General features: G+C 64.0%; 16 protein-coding genes. 14 read left to right on the plus strand and 2 right to left on the minus strand.

Going from position 1 to position 17,011, the window contains the following annotated elements; translation table 11 throughout:
- From Q0319_RS01260 to Q0319_RS01280, 5 genes are all read left to right on the plus strand, one after another.
- Window positions 1–1,044: a 2,5-dihydroxypyridine 5,6-dioxygenase gene (locus Q0319_RS01260; RefSeq protein WP_296464230.1), complete on the plus strand. Its 1,044-nt coding sequence runs from the start codon at window positions 1–3 to the stop codon at window positions 1,042–1,044.
- Window positions 1,041–1,673, plus strand: coding sequence for an isochorismatase family protein (locus tag Q0319_RS01265; RefSeq protein ID WP_296464229.1), 633 nt, complete (start codon window positions 1,041–1,043; stop codon window positions 1,671–1,673). Before Q0319_RS01260 ends, Q0319_RS01265 begins: the two co-directional genes overlap by 4 nt.
- Window positions 1,674–1,767: 94 nt before the next feature.
- Window positions 1,768–2,283, plus strand: coding sequence for a MarR family transcriptional regulator (locus Q0319_RS01270; RefSeq protein ID WP_296464225.1), 516 nt, complete (start codon window positions 1,768–1,770; stop codon window positions 2,281–2,283).
- Between the two features lie 57 nt (window positions 2,284–2,340).
- Window positions 2,341–3,516, plus strand: a complete 1,176-nt coding sequence (locus tag Q0319_RS01275; protein ID WP_299450335.1) for an MFS transporter — start codon at window positions 2,341–2,343, stop codon at window positions 3,514–3,516.
- A 149-nt stretch (window positions 3,517–3,665) separates the two neighbouring features.
- Window positions 3,666–5,126: a catalase gene (locus tag Q0319_RS01280; RefSeq protein ID WP_296471236.1), complete on the plus strand. Its 1,461-nt coding sequence runs from the start codon at window positions 3,666–3,668 to the stop codon at window positions 5,124–5,126.
- A gap of 14 nt (window positions 5,127–5,140) precedes the next feature.
- Here Q0319_RS01280 and Q0319_RS01285 read toward each other — a convergent pair whose 3' ends face one another.
- Window positions 5,141–6,217 (minus strand): FAD-dependent oxidoreductase, encoded by a 1,077-nt coding sequence (locus Q0319_RS01285; RefSeq protein WP_299450338.1) that lies wholly within the window; start codon window positions 6,215–6,217, stop codon window positions 5,141–5,143.
- A 178-nt stretch (window positions 6,218–6,395) separates the two neighbouring features.
- On the opposite strand from Q0319_RS01285, the gene Q0319_RS01290 reads away from it, so the two are divergent.
- Together Q0319_RS01290 and Q0319_RS01295 are read left to right on the plus strand one after the other, a co-directional pair.
- Window positions 6,396–6,929, plus strand: a complete 534-nt coding sequence (locus tag Q0319_RS01290; RefSeq protein ID WP_296464830.1) for an Rrf2 family transcriptional regulator — start codon at window positions 6,396–6,398, stop codon at window positions 6,927–6,929.
- A gap of 224 nt (window positions 6,930–7,153) precedes the next feature.
- The gene (locus Q0319_RS01295; protein WP_296464827.1) at window positions 7,154–8,422 is read left to right on the plus strand and encodes an amidase; all 1,269 of its coding nucleotides are present in this window, start codon (window positions 7,154–7,156) and stop codon (window positions 8,420–8,422) included.
- 40 nt (window positions 8,423–8,462) lie between these two features.
- Here the strand turns inward: Q0319_RS01295 and Q0319_RS01300 are convergent, their stop codons facing one another.
- Window positions 8,463–9,368 carry a polysaccharide deacetylase family protein gene (locus Q0319_RS01300; RefSeq protein ID WP_296464824.1) on the minus strand — a complete coding sequence of 302 codons (906 nt, stop codon included), beginning with the start codon at window positions 9,366–9,368 and terminating at the stop codon, window positions 8,463–8,465.
- A gap of 79 nt (window positions 9,369–9,447) precedes the next feature.
- Between Q0319_RS01300 and Q0319_RS01305 the strand changes: the two genes are divergently transcribed.
- Genes Q0319_RS01305 through Q0319_RS01335 form a run of 7 tightly spaced genes read left to right on the plus strand, consistent with a single transcriptional unit; the run spans window position 9,448 to window position 17,000 of the window.
- Complete coding sequence (locus tag Q0319_RS01305) at window positions 9,448–10,317, plus strand: FAD binding domain-containing protein (RefSeq protein WP_299450341.1); 870 nt, start codon at window positions 9,448–9,450, stop codon at window positions 10,315–10,317.
- Between the two features lie 17 nt (window positions 10,318–10,334).
- Window positions 10,335–10,805 (plus strand): (2Fe-2S)-binding protein, encoded by a 471-nt coding sequence (locus tag Q0319_RS01310; RefSeq protein ID WP_299450344.1) that lies wholly within the window; start codon window positions 10,335–10,337, stop codon window positions 10,803–10,805.
- Window positions 10,806–10,817: 12 nt separating this feature from the next.
- A complete protein-coding gene (locus tag Q0319_RS01315) occupies window positions 10,818–13,169 on the plus strand; it encodes a xanthine dehydrogenase family protein molybdopterin-binding subunit (protein WP_299450347.1) in 2,352 nt (783 codons plus the stop codon).
- The gene (locus tag Q0319_RS01320; protein ID WP_299450349.1) at window positions 13,166–14,860 is read left to right on the plus strand and encodes a class I adenylate-forming enzyme family protein; all 1,695 of its coding nucleotides are present in this window, start codon (window positions 13,166–13,168) and stop codon (window positions 14,858–14,860) included. The genes Q0319_RS01315 and Q0319_RS01320 overlap by 4 nt, the downstream gene beginning before the upstream one ends.
- Window positions 14,857–15,294 carry a PaaI family thioesterase gene (locus Q0319_RS01325; RefSeq protein WP_299450351.1) on the plus strand — a complete coding sequence of 146 codons (438 nt, stop codon included), beginning with the start codon at window positions 14,857–14,859 and terminating at the stop codon, window positions 15,292–15,294. The genes Q0319_RS01320 and Q0319_RS01325 overlap by 4 nt, the downstream gene beginning before the upstream one ends.
- A gap of 3 nt (window positions 15,295–15,297) precedes the next feature.
- A complete protein-coding gene (locus Q0319_RS01330) occupies window positions 15,298–16,296 on the plus strand; it encodes an NADPH:quinone oxidoreductase family protein (RefSeq protein ID WP_299450353.1) in 999 nt (332 codons plus the stop codon).
- Window positions 16,293–17,000, plus strand: coding sequence for a class II aldolase/adducin family protein (locus Q0319_RS01335; RefSeq protein WP_299450355.1), 708 nt, complete (start codon window positions 16,293–16,295; stop codon window positions 16,998–17,000). Before Q0319_RS01330 ends, Q0319_RS01335 begins: the two co-directional genes overlap by 4 nt.
- The last annotated feature ends 11 nt before the right edge of the window (window positions 17,001–17,011 follow it).

Genomic DNA, 17,011 nt, shown 5'->3' on the forward strand with positions numbered 1-17,011 from the left:
ATGGCCATCAGCGACTATCCGTTCATCGAAGCCTGGCGCAAGGTCTTGACGCTGTCGCGCCTGGAGCCGGGCCAAACCGTCACCATCCTCACCAGCGCCACCACGCACCCGCAGACGCTTGCCTGCGCCACGACCGCCGCCCAGTCGCTCGGCGCCATCGTCAACCGCTTGGACTTGCCGCCCGTCAATGGCGAGAAAGCCCTGAGCCGGGATGCGCTGGCCTACCTCGGCACTACGCCCCTCACCGGCAACCGCGCCGCCATCGCGATGCTCGAGGCGAGCGACATCGTGCTCGACCTGATGACGCTGCTTTTCTCGCCGGAACAACATCAAATCCTGCAGACGGGCACCAAGATCCTCCTCGCCGTGGAACCGCCCGAAGTACTCATGCGCATGGTACCCAGCATGGAAGACAAGGAGCGCGTGACGGCCGCTGCGGCGCGCATCGCCGCGGCGCGTGAAATGCGCGTGCGCTCGGCGGCGGGCACCGACCTGCGTTGCCCCCTGGGCGAGTTCCCCGCCATCAGCGAATACGGCTTCGTGGACGAACCCGGCCGCTGGGATCACTGGCCCAGCGGCTTTGCCCTGACCTGGCCCAACGAGGGCCAGGCGCAGGGCCATATCGTCATTGACCGCGGGGACATTCTCCTGCCCCAAAAATGCTACGTGCAGGACCCCATCCACCTGACCGTGGAGAACGGCTATGCCGTTCGCATCGAGGGTGGGCTATCGGCCGAGCTCCTGCGCGACTACATGGAGTCCTTCAACGATCCCGAGGCCTACGCCATCTCTCACATCGGCTGGGGGCTGCAGCCCCGCGCGCGCTGGTCCACCCTCGGGCTGTACGACCCTGAAGCGACCATAGGCATGGACGCCCGCGCGTTCGAAGGCAACTTCCTGTTTTCGCTAGGCCCCAATAACGAAGCCGGCGGTAACCGCACCACCGCCTGCCACATCGACATCCCCTTGCGCAACTGCGACGTCTTCCTCGACGAACAACCGGTCGTGCGCCAGGGCAAAGTGCTAGACAAGGAGCAGAAATGACCGATCGGGACCTGGGCACCTACCAGCGCCAAGGCTTTGGCGCGTCGCTTTCCCTGGAAGGCCAGCCGGGATTGCTCATCGTCGACTTCGTCAACGGTTTCGCCGACCCGGACCAGTTCGGTGGGGGCAACATCGGGCCGGCCATCGAGCGCACCGTCGTGCTCTTGGCGCATGCGCGCGAGAATGGCTGGCCCGTGGCCCATACCCGGATCGTGTTCGCCGACGACGATGCCGATCGCAACGTATTCACCGAGAAAGTTCCCAGCCTGCTGGCGCTCAAGGAAAACTCCCCGTCCAGCCAGGTCGTGCCCCAACTTACGCCGCGGCCGGATGAGCTCGTGGTGCGCAAAACCGTGCCCTCGGCCTTTTTCGGCACCAACCTGGCCGCCTGGCTGACACACCGCGGCGTGCGCACGCTGGTGGTGGCCGGTGCAGTGACCAGCGGCTGCGTGCGCGCCAGCGTCGTGGATGCCATGTGTCACGGCTTCAGGCCGGTCGTCCCGTCAGACTGCGTGGGGGACCGCGCGCTGGGCCCACACGAGGCCAATTTATTCGACATGGCGCAGAAATACGCCATGGTCGCCCCGCTGGACGAAATATTGACGAAGCTCAAGGCGGCGCGCCGGTGACCACGCCCCTGCCCGGGGAAAGCGCCGGTCCACAGTATACTGAGCAAAACAAAGCGCGCCGACCGGCGCCCATGCACCTGGCGACACTCTCACGATGATCGATGAACAACCCGCGACCAAAAGTTCGGACAAAGATTCTCCCGCGCCGCTGTTCGACCCCGCCGAGCAAGTGCTCTGGTCTCGTCCGGGGTACCTGGTCCGGCGCCTGAACCAGATCCACTACGCGATGTTCTTCGAGGAATGCAGCAATGAGATCACCCCCGTCCAGTACGGCATTCTCACGGCGCTTTCCCTCCAACCCGGCAGTGACCAGAAAACCATAGGCCGGGAACTCGGCTTGGACCGCACGACCACCGCCGACGTGGTGAAGCGGTTGGAACGCAAGGGCTATCTGACCCGTCGGGTCGATCCCGAGGATCGCCGTTCGCGGCAATCCTTCATTACGGAAGAAGGATTGCGGGTCATGGCCCAGCTCCAGGAAGGCATGACGCGCGCGCAGAAGCGCCTGCTCGCTCCCTTGAGCAAGAAGGACCAAGACACGTTCATGCGGCTGCTCTCCCGGCTGGTTCAGGCCAATAATCACTACGGGCGCGCCGCCGCCGACCTCTGATCCGAATACGCCGCGCGGCGGGCGTTGCGCGGCGATTGGCTTTCCACTTCCCTCCCCATGCTAGGACTCATCCTGACACTGGCCGTCCAGGCCACCGCCTCGATGGCGCTGCTCGCGCTGCCCATGGTAGCGCCGGCGGTAGGCGCAGCCTTGGGAATGTCAGGCACGTTCGTCGGTTACTACATTAGCGCGGCCTACATCGGTGCCGTCCTGGGCAGCCTCCTGGCTGGCAGCCTCGTCCCCCGCCTGGGATCCATCCGGTCCAGCCAGCTCGGGCTCATATTGGTGGCGTCGGGCCTCGGCCTGTCCTGCACCGCGCACCTTGCGCCCATGCTCGTCGGCGCCCTGGTTCTGGGCTTGGGTTACGGCCCCATCACGCCGGCCAGTTCGCACCTGCTGGCCCAAACCAGCTCGCCGCGCCATCTCTCGCTGATTTTTTCGCTCAAGCAGACGGGCGTCCCACTGGGCGGAATGCTGGCCGCCGCGCTGGTGCCGCCGCTGGCCATGCGCACCGGATGGCAATGGGCCATCGCCGCGGTGGCCATCGCCTGCGCGCTATGCGCCGTGGCCGCCCAACCGCTGCGCCAGCGCCTGGACGGGGGGCTGCAACCCGGGCACCGGGGTTCCGGGCCCGGTGTGCTAGCTCCCATACGCCAGGTCTGGGCCCACCCTCCCTTGCGCATACTGGCCATCTGCTCCCTGCTTTACTCCGCGGTCCAGGTTTCGCTCACTACCTACACCGTCACCTTCCTCACCGCGGAGCTTGGCATGACGCTCGTCGCCGCAGGCCTGGCCTCATCCGTTTGCCAATTCGCCGGCGTGGCGGGCCGGATCGGATGGGGATGGGTAGCCGACCGTGGACTCGGGGCGCTGCGGACCTTGGCTTTGCTGGGCACCCTGAGCCTGGCTTGCTGCATCGTCTCGACCTTGATTCCCGCCACGCTGTCCACGCAAGCGCTACTCGTACTGCTTGCCACGTTTGGCGCAGCGGCCATCGGCTGGAACGGGGTCTACCTCGCCGAGCTGGCCCGGCGATCGCCTGCCGGCATGGCGGGCACGGTTACCGGAGGCGCATCGGCCATCACCTTCCTGGGCGTCGTGGCGGGCCCGCCCCTGTTCGGGCTGGTCTCGGAACTCGGCGGCAGCTACCGGACCGGATTCGCCATGCTCGCTTTGCCGCTCGGCTGGTGTGTCGTACGGCTGGTCCTGGAAAACCGGCAGCGCCAAGCCTGACGCCGCCATACCTCTCCTTACATTTGGCTACACAAGCTGGCGTAAACCCGCACATGCGTGGTCGACCGCCTTGGGTAGGATGAGCTGATGCCCCCACAGAATCCGCCATTCGGCGCATCTCGGGAGCGCTCGCAGAAAGGAGTCACCCCATGAGCGACGCACGCAATCTTCCCGGCCACAGCACCACAGGCGCGGGCGCCCCTGCGCCTAGCGACCGCAACTCGCTGACGGTCGGCCGTGACGGACCGCTAGTCTTGCACGACGTGCATTTCTTGGAACAAATGGCCCACTTCAACCGGGAAAAAGTGCCGGAACGCCAGCCCCACGCCAAGGGTTCGGGCGCCTTCGGGGTCTTCGAGACGACCGAGGACGTCTCCCGCTATACCAAGGCCGCGCTGTTCCAGAAGGGCTGCAAGACCGAAATGCTGGCCCGTTTTTCCACGGTGGCGGGTGAAGCCGGCAGCCCGGATACCTGGCGCGACGTCCGCGGGTTCTCCCTGAAGTTCTACACCAGCGAGGGCAATTACGACCTCGTCGGCAACAACACGCCTGTCTTCTTCGTGCGCGACCCGATGAAGTTCCCCCACTTCATCCGCAGCCAGAAACGCCTGCCCGATTCGGGCCTGCGCGACGCCCACATGCAATGGGACTTCTGGACGCAAAACCCGGAGACGGCGCACCAAGTTACCTATTTGATGGGAGACCGGGGCATTCCCCTTTCCTATCGCCACATGAATGGATTCGGATCGCACACCTACATGTGGATCAACGCCGCAGGCGAAAAATTCTGGGTGAAATACCATTTCCACAGCCAGCAGGGCGTCAAGAACCTGACCAACGAAGAGGCGGCGCGCATCGCCGGCGCCGATGCCGACTATCACCGGCGCGACCTGTTCGACGCCATCGCGCGGGGCGATCACCCGAAGTGGGTGCTGTCAGTGCAGATCATGCCGTATGAGGAGGCGAAGACCTACCGCTTCAATCCTTTCGACCTCACCAAGGTCTGGCCACACAAAGACTATCCGCTGATCAAAGTCGGCGTCATGACGCTGGATCGCAACCCGAGCAATTTCTTCGCCGAGATAGAACAGGCGGCTTTCTCGCCCGGCAATACGGTGCCTGGCATCGGGCTGTCTCCCGACAAAATGTTGCTCGGCCGCGCCTTCGCCTACAACGACGCCCAGCGCGCCCGCATAGGCACCAATTTCCACCAGTTGCCGGTCAACCGTCCCAAGGTTCCCGTCAACACCTATATGTTCGACGGACACATGGCCTACGAACATGCGGGCAACGCGCCCACGTATGCCCCCAATAGTGCCGGCCGGGCATGGGCCGACCATACCGGCGCGGTAGACGAAAGCTGGGAGGTCGACGGCAGCCTCGTGCGCGAAGCCTACACCTTGCGCCAAGACGACGACGATTTCGTGCAGGCGCGCGCGCTCGTGCGCGACGTCTTCGACGACGCCCAGCGGGAGCGGTTGGTCGACACCGTGGTGGGCACCCTGAAATCCGGCGTGCGGTCCCCGGTGCTCGAACGCGTGTTCGGGTACTGGAAGAACATTGACGCCGAGATCGGCGAACGCATCGAGGCTGCGTACGGGACGCACTGAGCCTGGCCCGGGGCTTACTCCCCGACCGGGGGCGGCCCCTGCACCAGCGGGGCTGCCGCCTCCAGGAGGGACCTGCGATCGCCGTTGAGCGGCGGATAGACGCGCCGGCGATTGATGGTCATCTTCGTTTCCTTGGCGAGCTCGCGCGTCGCGATCACCTGCCGTTCCCACCCGCGGGTATAGACTGCGCCCCAGGCTCCCAGGTCAAGGACCGTCGCATACCACGGGATCCGCAGTGGCAGCAGGGGGCGGCCCAGCAAATCGGCCGCTGCGTTGTGGCCCGCGTACCGGCCCATGGGCCGGCTGTGCTGGCAAGACATCATAGAAGCGTGCTCGCCATCCAGAACGGCGCGTGCGGCATCCCCGGCAGCGAACAAATCCGGCACGCCTCGAACGCGCATGAAGGCATCGACCTCGATCCGACCGAGTTCGTCCTTGGCCCCAGGCAGCGAAGCACCCAATGCATGCGCCCGCATCCCCGCACACCAAACTACCGTGGACGCATCGATCCGGCTCCCGTCCTCAAGCGCGACGCCCTCGGAATCGACCGCGGCGACACGAACGCCCGTCCGCACTTTTACCCCCAACGCGTCCAGGGCTTCCGCAATGACCGCTCGCGCTTCTTCGCCCATGACGGATCCGATGACGGGTGTGGCTGCCAACCCGCGCAAATGCGCCTGCAAGCGCTTGGCGCCCTCGTAAGTGTCGATGTCGAACCCATGCTCTCCCAATCCGGGAATGGGTGGACGCCACAATCGGCTGCCCAGCGCATAAACCAGGCGGTCGTAACGCAGCTCGACTTCCTCGCCTTCCCTGCGCACCTGAACGATGCGACGATCCGCATCGATGGCCGTCGCCTCCCCGCGAATGCGCTCGACGCCCACGGGATCCAACACCGTGGACAGCGGCACGGTCGTCGCATCCAAATCGTCCTCGTAGTTGCGGACACGTATGGCGTGGAAATCATTCCGCTCCACCAACGTGACCCGCACTCGATCCGGCCCGATGCCTTCCTCGTCCAGCCTCCTGGCGGCGCCTATCGCACTCCATAAGCCCGCGAAGCCGCCTCCCAGCACGACGATACGTTTCATGACATCCCTCCTGGAACGCGCGGCCCGCTCCTCACTCGGCCGCCATCCCCTTTCACGCACATTTCCACACACGCTCAATCTAGATATTTTTTATCTAGATTAAAATTATGGGATGACGCACATCGAGCGTCAAATAAAATTTGGATATTGAATATCCTGATCCTTGCAGAGTGCCGACATGAGAATGAGCGAAGGCGTGGAATGGGGGCTGCATTGCTGCGTAGCGCTGGGTTGGATCGGAGAGGACCAGACCGTATCCACCGCCAGGTTGGCGGCGCGATTCGGGTTGCCGGCGGCTTATCTGAACAAGTCCCTGCAGGCCCTGGCACGCGCCGGCATCCTCGTCTCCACGGCGGGACCTAAAGGGGGATTTCGGCTGGCGCGCCCTCCCGCTGAAATCACACTGCTCGACGTAGTCGACGCCATCGAAGGCCCAGAAGCCCCATTCCGGTGCACAGAAATCCGACAACGAGGAGAAGCGGCGGCGAGCGCTGCCGAATGCCGCCGGCCGTGCGCCATCGCTGCGGCGATGCGCCAGGCCGAGGCAGCATGGCGCCGCGAACTGTCTCGCCAAACCATTGCCATGATCATGGCGCGGGCCCCCCGCAGCGCCGCGGAAAGAACCATGCGATGGCACGCATCGCCTGATGCGTCGCACGCGAACGCTCAGCGCGTCGCCGCTGCCCGCAAGCATTCCCGGCCAGGCCGATAGAGGAAGCGATCGGCCTGGGGCCAACCGCAACGAGTACGTTGGCGGGCACCGGCCTCCGAGAGGCTTGCACGGCAAAGCGGCCCCTTCACGAAATCTGACTCCCCCTTGCATCGGCAAAGTCTAGGCAGATTGACAGGTTCCGCCTTACCCTTTGCGATCCGTGATGAAATGCGGCACGCCGCGATCATCCCCAACGACCACCCGGTTAGGAGCAGGGAAACGACATGGACGCCTATCGCCTGACTGCAACGGAAGCACGCCGGCTCATCGAGAGCGGAAGGCTCGATGCCAGAACCTTGATCGAATCCTGCCTGGAACGAATCGAAAGCCGCGAAGGACAAACCCGGGCATTGGTAGACTTCCACCCCACATCGGCCCGCCGGGCAGCATCCCAGGCCGGCTTGGGGCGCCTGGGAGGCATCCCCTTCGGGGTGAAGGACGTACTTGACACTGCGGAGCTGCCATCGCAATACGCGTCTCCGATCTGGAAAAATCACCAGCCGCGGGCAGATGCTGCGGCTGTCGCCTGGGCGCGCAGTGAAGGTGGCATCCCATTGGCCAAGACTGTCACGACAGAGTTCGCGGTTCGCAAACCGGGACCGACCACCAACCCCCACAATCCGGCGCACACGCCGGGCGGATCAAGCAGCGGCTCAGCCGCCGCGGTAGCCGACTTCTACTTTCCCCTCGCCATCGGCACCCAAACGGCCGGCAGCACCATTCGCCCCGCGGCGTATTGTGGCATCGTCGGCTACAAGCCAACCTTCGGGCTCATTCCGCGCGCCGGGATGAAGCTCATGTCGGAAAGCCTCGACACCATTGGCGTCATGGCACGCAGCGTAGCGGACTGCGCACTCTTTGCCGGCGCTCTGGCCCAACGGGACCTGGGTGACCCGGAGAAAAAAGTGGAACGACTGCCGCGCATAGGCATCTGCCGATCGCCGGCATGGAACGAGGCCCTGCCCGAAACGGTAGAGCTCTTCGCGCAATTGCAGGAGCTGCTCGCGCAACACGGCGCACGGCCGCTTCCCTTCGAATTGCCGGCCGAGTTCGAAGCCCTGCACAGGACCCACCACATCACCGTGCAGTTTAGGGAGAGCGCGATGTCTCTGGGATGGGAGTGGCTCGCCCGGCGCGAAGACATCAGCGACGATCTCAGGCAGCTGCTGGAACAGGGACTCGCGGCGAGCGAAGCCGAACTCAACGCAGCCTACGCAGGGCAAGCGCAATGCCGGCATATGTTCGATGCATGCCTCGGCGAGCTCGACTTCCTCTTGACCCCCTCGGCCCCCGGACAAGCGCCGCGTGGCCTCTCCGACACCGGCAGCTCGGTTTTCAACCGCATCTGGACCTCGCTGCACGTACCGTGCATCACGGTGCCCGCCGGCACCGGACCGGACGGCCTGCCGCTAGGCATTCAACTGGTCGGGCGCCGGGGGCACGATGCCCAGTTGCTGGGCTGGGCGCGTTGGCTTCAAGACGTCATCGATTGATGCCAGCCGAGGAGCGTGCCGCGCAGCCCTCGGCCAGCCCTCAGGTGCGGTATCCGGGAAGAGTACCTTCCGGCAGGGCCAGGCAATGGTCATAAATCGCGCCCGGCCTCGTGAACCACACCTCGTGACGTCGCGGATGATTCACGATGTACTGCAACGCCCGCCGCAAGGCGCGCAGACGGTAAGGCTGGCCAACGACCATGGCATGCAGCGCCAAGCCAAACACTAGCGGCTGCTTGCTGCTTTGCTCCAGCATCTCTTCGAACTGATCGATCACCATTTGCTCGAATTCCGTCGGCGTGGCATGCCGCACCAGCATCTGCGGCGAATCATTGAGCTCGAGGGGATAAGGCACGGACATGATGCGGCCGTTGCGGGTCTTCATCCACAGCGGCTGGTCATCCGCCGGCCAATCCATCACGAACTTGAAGCCGGCTTCCTCCAATAGATCCAGCGTGACGTGGCTGATCGACATCCACGGGGCCATCCACCCCCTCACCCTCTGCCCGGCCTTTTCCGCGATTTCGTCCCTCACCTGCGCGAGAAACCGAGCCTCATCCTCTTCCCACATGTGGCCGTGCCGCTCTGCATTGGTCCGCCCATGGCCGATGATTTCGTCGCCGCGCGCATTGATGCCGGCGACGATCTCCGGCGCGTAATCGAACAACGATGTGTTGATCAAATGCGAGGCGGGCAGCCCCAAGTCGTCGAATAAATCGAACAGCCGGAATACGCCGACTCGGTTGCCGTACTCCGTCCAGCAAAACGCCCGCTGGTCCGGCGCGGGGATGGGAACCGTCAGGTTGTGGGTCAAACCCGTACCAAAAGCGAAACGTTCTATGTTCAGCCCGATATAAAACGCCAGACGCTTGCCTTCGGGCCAACTGTAGTCGCTGCGGGAATTTATCGAGCTATAGGGATAACGATTGTGGTGAGGAAGGTGCATGGCGATCACTCATTGCAGACGTTCCAAAAATTATTATAATTCCAATATGTGAACAAAAGAAAATTTTCAGGATGGCGGAATGAAGCCTGGCCCCTTCACCTACCACGCGCCTCGAACCCTTGAAGAAGCGCTCTCCATCCTGGCAAGCGTTTCGGAGGACGAAGGGCGGGTGATCGCCGGGGGACAAACCCTGATCCCCGCCATGGCGCTGCGGCTCGCTCGCCCCAACCACCTCATCGACATAAATGGTGTCGATGAGCTGCGCCGCTTCGGCGAAGTCGATGGATTTCTTCACATCGGCGCATGCGTGCGCCATGTCCAGTGCACGTCTGCGCCGGTCCAAGGCCCACTCAAGGAATTGCTAAGAACCGTCGTCCGTCACATCGCCCACTTCCCCATCCGCACGCGGGGCACGTTCTGCGGCAGCCTCGCCAACGCAGACGGGGCATCCGAGTGGTGCTTGGTAGCACTGACGCTCGATGCCCGCATGCTCGCGCAAAGCGTCCATGGCAAGCGCATCATTCCCGCGGCAGATTTTTTCCAGGGGTACATGACCACTGCGCTCGCCCCGGAAGAAATCCTGACCGGCGTCCAGCTGCCAGTTCTAGCGCCCGACGTCCGGTTCGGCTTCGACGAAATCAGCAGGCGCGCCGGTGACTTCGCCCAAGCCATGTGCCTGGTTACGTTTTCGGCAAGTGGAGGCATCATGCGGGATGTACGCGTGGGCGTAGGCGGCATAGCGGGACAGCCCCTCCGCATCCCGCAAGCCGAACGCGCCTGCGAAGGCAGGCCTCTCGACGCCAAAGTCTTCAAGGAAGCGGCCGCGCTCGCCGCGCAGAATGTCGACCCGACCGTCGGCACCTCAGACGCCGAGCTCCGTTATCGAAAAACCCTGGTGCGAACCACCGTCGAGCGCGCGTTGATGCGCGCGGCTCAAATTGCATCTTGACCGAGGCCGGCGATCTCATGTCGAAACGCGAAATCACCTTGTCGATAAACGGAACGCAATACGCCGTCGTCGTAGAGCCGCGCAAGACTCTGGTCGACGCGCTGCGCGACGATTGTGGCCTGACGGGCGTGCACGTTGGGTGCGAGCACGGCGTATGCGGCGCATGCACGGTCCTGGTCGACGACCAGCCGGTACGGTCGTGCCTGATGTTCGCGGTGCAGGCGCAAGGCGCGCAGATCCGTACCGTCGAAGGCCTGGCCCATGATGGCCGGCTGACGGCCTTGCAGCAGGCATTCATGGAGCACCATGCCCTCCAATGCGGATTTTGTACTGCGGGATTCCTCATGCTCGCCACGAACGTGCTCGAACAAACGCCGGACATCAGCGACGAGGACTTGCTGGATGTACTTTCATCGAACCTGTGCCGGTGCACGGGCTACAAGAACATCGTTGCCGCGGTAAGAAGCGTCCGCGACGCCATCCGCTGAAGATCTTCCCACATGGATACTCCCGCTCACCACGAACTCGGCTCCGGTCAGGAGACAGGGGAGTTCATCGGCCGTTCCGTCCCGCGCCTTGAAGACCCACCCTTGGTACGGGGCGAAGGCCGTTTCGCCGGCGACGTGAATTTTCCCCACCAACTCCACATGCGCGTGGTCCGCGCCCAGGTCGCGCACGGCAGAATCGTCGCGGTCGACACGGACACGGCACGGGCAATGCCTGGCGTCGTCGCAGTATGGACGGGCGCCGACGTCGCAGACATTCCGCCCATCCCCTACCGCGCCACGGCGCTCAAAGGCCTGGACCCTTATTGCCAGCCAATCCTGGCGCAGGAGAAGGTGCGCTACGTCGGCGAGCCGGTCGCGGCCGTCTTCGCCACCGACCCGTATCTGGCGGAAGACGCTGCAGAAATGGTGGGCGTGGAAATCGAACCCCTTCCCGCCTTGCTCGACGCCTCGGCGGAGCCAGGTGAGTTTTCCGAAGGCCACTCCACGGAGCCAGCCGTCATCCGCAAAGGCTACGGCGACGTCGAACAAGCATTCGCCGCCGCCCATGCGATCGTGGAACTGGACCTCTCCATTGGCCGCCACTCCGGCGTGCCGCTCGAATGCCGCGGTGCCATCGGTCGCTACGACGCGGCCCACGACGTGCTCGAGATGTATGGGGGCGCGAAGAAAAATCACTGGAATCGCGACGAGATGGCCAAAATGCTGGGCCGCAGCCCGTCCCGGCTGCACGTATACGGCGATCACGTCGGCGGTGGATTCGGCGTGCGGGGCGAGCTCTATCCTGAAGACGTGCTCGTGTGCCTGGCCGCGTATCGGCTCAGGCGTCCTGTCAAATGGATAGAAGACCGGCGCGAACATCTCATGGCCACCAATCATTCGCGCCAGCAACGCCACAAAATCGAGGCCGCAGTCGATGCAGATGGCCGACTGCTCGGCATCCGAAACCGTATCTACCACGACAACGGCGCCTATGTACGCACCCACGGCGCGCGCGTGGCCGACATGGCGGCGGGGTTGCTGCTTGGCCCCTACCGCGTCCCGGCCTATTCGGTCGCGGCGCATTACCGCCTCACTAACAAGACTCCCTGCGGGACCTACCGGTCTCCAGGCCGTTACGAGACGACGTTCGTACGCGAACGCCTCATGGATGCCATCGCCCAACGCCTGGAACTGGATCCCATCGAAGTCCGGAGGCGCAACCTGATTCACAAGGACGAAATGCCCTACGCGCGGCCCGTGGACGCGCTGGGCACCGACGTCATCCTGGACTCAGGCGATTACGCCGGCCTGCTGGAGAAGAGCCTGAACCGCATCGGCTGGGAGCAGGCCAGGGCGGAAGCGGCCCGTCGAAAGGCCGCCGGGGAGTTGGTCGGCCTCGGCATCGCCATGTTCGTCGAAAAATCCGGGCTCGGTCCCTCGGACGGCGTGCGCCTTACCGTCGACACCACCGGCGCGGTCGAACTCGTCACGGGGGCAGCGTCCGTCGGACAAGGCATGGAGACGGTCTTGGCGCAAATCTGCGCCGACGGCCTGGGCATCGATTACCGCCGGGTACGGGTCGTGCATAGCCGCACCGATCTCATCGAGTTCGGCAACGGCGCGCATGCCTCGCGCGTTACTGTCATGTCAGGCTCGGCGACGCAGATCGCCACGCGCAAGCTGCGCGAACAGGCACGGCAGATCGGCGCTGAAATGTTAGGCGTCGATGTCGGGGAAGTAGACATGGCGCAGGGCTGCGTATTTCGAGTCGACCGGCCGAACGAACGGCGAATCGGGCTCGACGAAATCGCGCGCTACGTTCACGCGTCCTCGAGAACCGTCGGTCGGCGCACCCCCGGGCTGCGGGCCGAGGGCTGGTTCTACAGCGATCACATGAATTACCCCTATGGGGTGCACATTGCCCAGGTCTGCATTGACCCGGGCACTGGGCTTGTGAAGGTAGAACGCTACCTCGTCGCCTATGACGTCGGTCGCGCCGTCAACCCCATGCTGATCGAAGGCCAAATCGTCGGCGGCCTGGCCCAAGGCATCGGCGGCGCGCTTTATGAGGCGTTCACCTACGACGAGAGCGGACAGCCGCTCAACACCACCTTCGCCGACTACCTACTGGTCACGGCCAAGGAAATGCCGGAGCGGATCGACGTAATGATTACGGAAGACGCCCCGAGCCCCTTAAACCCGCTCGGACTCAAGGGCGCCGGCGAAGGTGGAACCAACGCCGTCGGCGCCGCTATCGCCGCGGCCGTCGACGATGCTCTGGATTCGCCGGGGTTCGTCAAAGAGCTTCCCATCACCCCGATCTCCATCCTCGCCCATTTAGAAGCTCGCCAGGCCGGCTCTTGAACAACCCGCCCCGCAAGGGTAGCCATCACGAAATGATCAATACGACCCTCACCATACTGAGTGCTTCCCAAATCCGAGCCTACTACGCCGCAGGCTACTGGACCGACCAGACCATATATATGGCAGCGCTCGAACAGGCAAGGCGCAATCCCCAAGCCTATGCAATCCGCGACCGTCGTCGCCGGCTGACCTATGGCGAGCTGATCGCCGCGGCCGACGGACTCGCCGCGGAATTGCACGCGGCAGGCGTCCGTCCAGGCCAGCGCGTAGGCGTGTGGATGCCGAGCCGCGTCGAGACCGCCATCGCCCTGCTCGCGTGCTCGCGCAACTCCTATACGTGCTGCCCGTCGCTGCACCGCGACCACACGGCAAAGGATGTCGCCGAGCTCATGCAGCGCGTGCGCGCCACGGCATTCATTGGCGAGGTGGGATACGGCGCCGACGGCAAGAAGATCGACATTTTCGAGCTGCTCGAAGGCCAGGAACGGTTTCGTCGACTAATCCGCCTCGAACGCGTAACGGACCAGACGAGCGGCATCATGCTGCCGTCGGCGACCACACCCCAGCCGGAACCGTCGGACGACCCCAATCGGGTGGTCTACCTCGCGTTCACCTCAGGCACCACCGGGCAGCCAAAAGGGGTCATGCACAGCGACAACACCTTGCTGTCCAATGCCCGCGCAATGGCCAAGGACTGGTCGTTCGGGCCGGAATCTGTGCTCTACACCATGAGCCCTCTGAGCCACAACCTCGGCTTCGGCGCGATGGTCGCGGCATTCGCCTCAGGCGCTGAACTGGTCGTGCACGACCAACCGCGCGGTTCAAGCATTCTTGATCGCTTGCTCGAAACCGGCAGCACTTTCTTGTTCGGCGTCCCGACGCACGCGATCGATTTGCTCTCCGAGCTGCGGGCCCGCAAAGCCGCCAACGTGGGGCGGCTTACCGGCTTCCGCATCTCCGGCGCATCGGCGCCCAAGGAAGTCGTTGCCGAACTGCTGCGCTACGGCGTCAAGCCGCAAAGCGGTTACGGCATGACCGAAGCCTGCTCGCACCACTACACGCTTCCGAGCGATCCGCCCGAGCGCATCATCCAGACTTCAGGCAAAGCCTGCGAAAACTATGAGGTGAAGATTTGGTCCATAGACGACCCGGAGCGCGAAGCCGGACCAGGGGAAATCGGGCAAATCGGGGGCCGGGGCGCCAGCTTGATGCTGGGCTATTTCGACGACCAAGCGGCCACCGAGAGTTCTTTCAACCGCTCGGGCTGGTTCATGACCGGTGACCTCGGCAAACAGGATGCCGACGGCTACCTGATCGTCACGGGTCGCAAGAAGGAGCTCATCATCCGCGGCGGACACAACATCTATCCGGCACGGATCGAAAACCTGACTCTGCAACACCCCGCAATCGCGCGCGCGGCCGCCGTTCCGGTGCCCGACGCACGCCTGGGCGAAAAAGTGTGCCTAGCCTATTCGCTTCGTGAAGGGCACGCGACGACGTTCGAAGACATCCTTCGCCACCTGGACGCATCCGGCCTGTCACGTTACGACATGCCGGAATACATGATCGAGCTGCAGGACATCCCGCTGACTGCCAGTGGCAAGGTCTATAAGCGCGCCCTGGTGGAAGACATCCAGCACGGCCGGCTGCAGGTCACGCCGGTTCGATTCCAGCCGGAGCAAATGGCATGACAGCGCCTTCCGCGGAGGAAGCCCTGGCCCGGCTCCGTCACGAACTCGCGCATCCGCCTTTTCATGCGGTCCTCAGGCCCGAGGCGCTCGAAGCCGATCCTGCCGAAGGGCGAGTCGCCGTGCGCCTGCCCTATCGCCCAGAATTCGGCCGCGCGGCGGACTCCCCTCATGTCCACGGCGGCGTGGTTGCCGCCCTTATCGACCTGACGGCGCATGCCGCCGTGGCGGTGCAAATCCGACGCATGGCACCGACTATCGACTTACGCATCGATTACCTGCGCCCGGCGCCCGCCGCAGACCTCATCGCCTGGGCCCGGACGTTGCAGCTCGGACGGACCGTCGCCCGGATCGACGTCAAGATCGCCGACGCCACGGGAAAGGTCGTCGCCGTCGGCCGAGGCACATTCGGAACCCAAGCCCCATCGAAGGAATAGACCATGCGTGCCGCGCTTGTCCATGACTTTTGCCCGATCGAATCCCTGCGCGTAGAAGACACCGCTGACCCGGTAGCCGGTCCTGGTGAGGTAGTCGTGGACGTCCGGGCCACCGCCATCAATTTCGTCGACACGCTGGTCATCACGGGCAAGTACCAGTTCCTGCCCGAACGCCCGTTCGCACCGGGCAAACTGCCAACGGGCGTAGTCAGCGCCATCGGCCCCGGCGTCGAAGGCCTGCGGATGGGAGACCGAGTCCTGACTTTGGCCGAACAGGGCGGTTACGCGGAGAAGGTCGCCGTCCAGGCCAAGGACTGCTTCATCTTGCCGGACGGACTTTCGTTCACCGATGCAGCAGCCATGTCGCTCGCATTCGATACCGCTTGGTTTGCCCTGTGCGAGCGCGGCCGTGCGAAGGCGGGGGAAACCGTTCTCGTATTAGGAGCGACCGGAAGCGTCGGCTTGGCGAGCATACAGCTCGCCAAGGCATATGGATTGCGTGTCCTGGCCGGGGTCTCCAGCCCGGCCAAACAGGACCAGGTACTCGCCGTAGGCGCCGACGGCATCGTAGACCTATCCCGTCCGAACCTGAGAGACAGCCTGCGCGACCAGGTGCGCGAACAGACCGGCGGGGCAGGCGCCGACATCGTGATCGACCCGCTGGGCGGCGACATCTTCGACGCCGCGATCCGCGCGGTGGCGTGGCGAGGGCGCCTGGTCGTCGTTGGCTTCGCGAGCGGACGCATTCCGACGCTGAAGGTCAATTACGTCATGCTCAAGAATATGGAAGTCAGCGGCTTGCAGGTAAGCGACTATCGCAAGCGCACGCCGGACGAAATGGCGCATTGCATCAATGAGATTTTCCGTCTCTACGCCGAAGGCAGGCTCGCGCCCGGAAAAGTGACCCTGTTCCCGCTAGAGCGGGTCTCCGAAGCGCTGGTGCAGTTACGCGATCGCCGGGCTTCAGGCCGCCTGGTGCTGACCATGGGAGAGGCATCATGAACGCCGAGTCCAGCGTCGACGGGCTGATACAGGAGCTCGTGACAGCCAACCACGTTCTCGCAAACGAGAAGGTGCTCGATGCTTTCGGGCACGTCTCCGTCAGGCACCCGGAGCGCCCAGGCCATTTCCTGATGTCCTGTTCCCGCGCGCCAGAGTTGGTCCGCGCGGAGGACATCCTCGAATACGACGCACGCTCGCAGCCGGTCAAGGCGCCCACCGAATCGCTTTACATCGAACGCTTCATCCACGGCGAGATTTACCGCGCCCGCCCCGATGTGCACGCCATATGCCACCATCACGCCGCCGCTGTAATGCCGTTCTGCATCAGCGGAACTGCGATCGTTCCGGTGTATCAGCATGGCGCTTTCATGGGCGAGAACGTCCCGTTCTGGGATAGCCAAGACGAGTTCGGCGATACCAATCTGCTTCTGAGCAACACCGAGCATGGCGCTTCACTCGCGCGCGCGCTGGGGCCTCATTGGTGCGTGCTGATGCGGCGACATGGTGCGACCGTGGTCGCGCGCAGTCTCACGGAACTGGTGTTCCGCGCCATCACGATCTGCATCAACGCACAGTTCCAATTCCAGGCGCAACTCCAAGGCCATGTAGACCGCTTGACGCCTGGGGAGATTCAAAAGGCCTCCCAAGTTGCGCCATCGGCGCTCGTGCGCGCGCGCGATTACTGGAAATCGAGATTGAAGTAAGCGTCACAAAG

This window comes from uncultured Pigmentiphaga sp., assembly GCF_937950555.1.
GTDB lineage: Bacteria > Pseudomonadota > Gammaproteobacteria > Burkholderiales > Burkholderiaceae_B > Pigmentiphaga.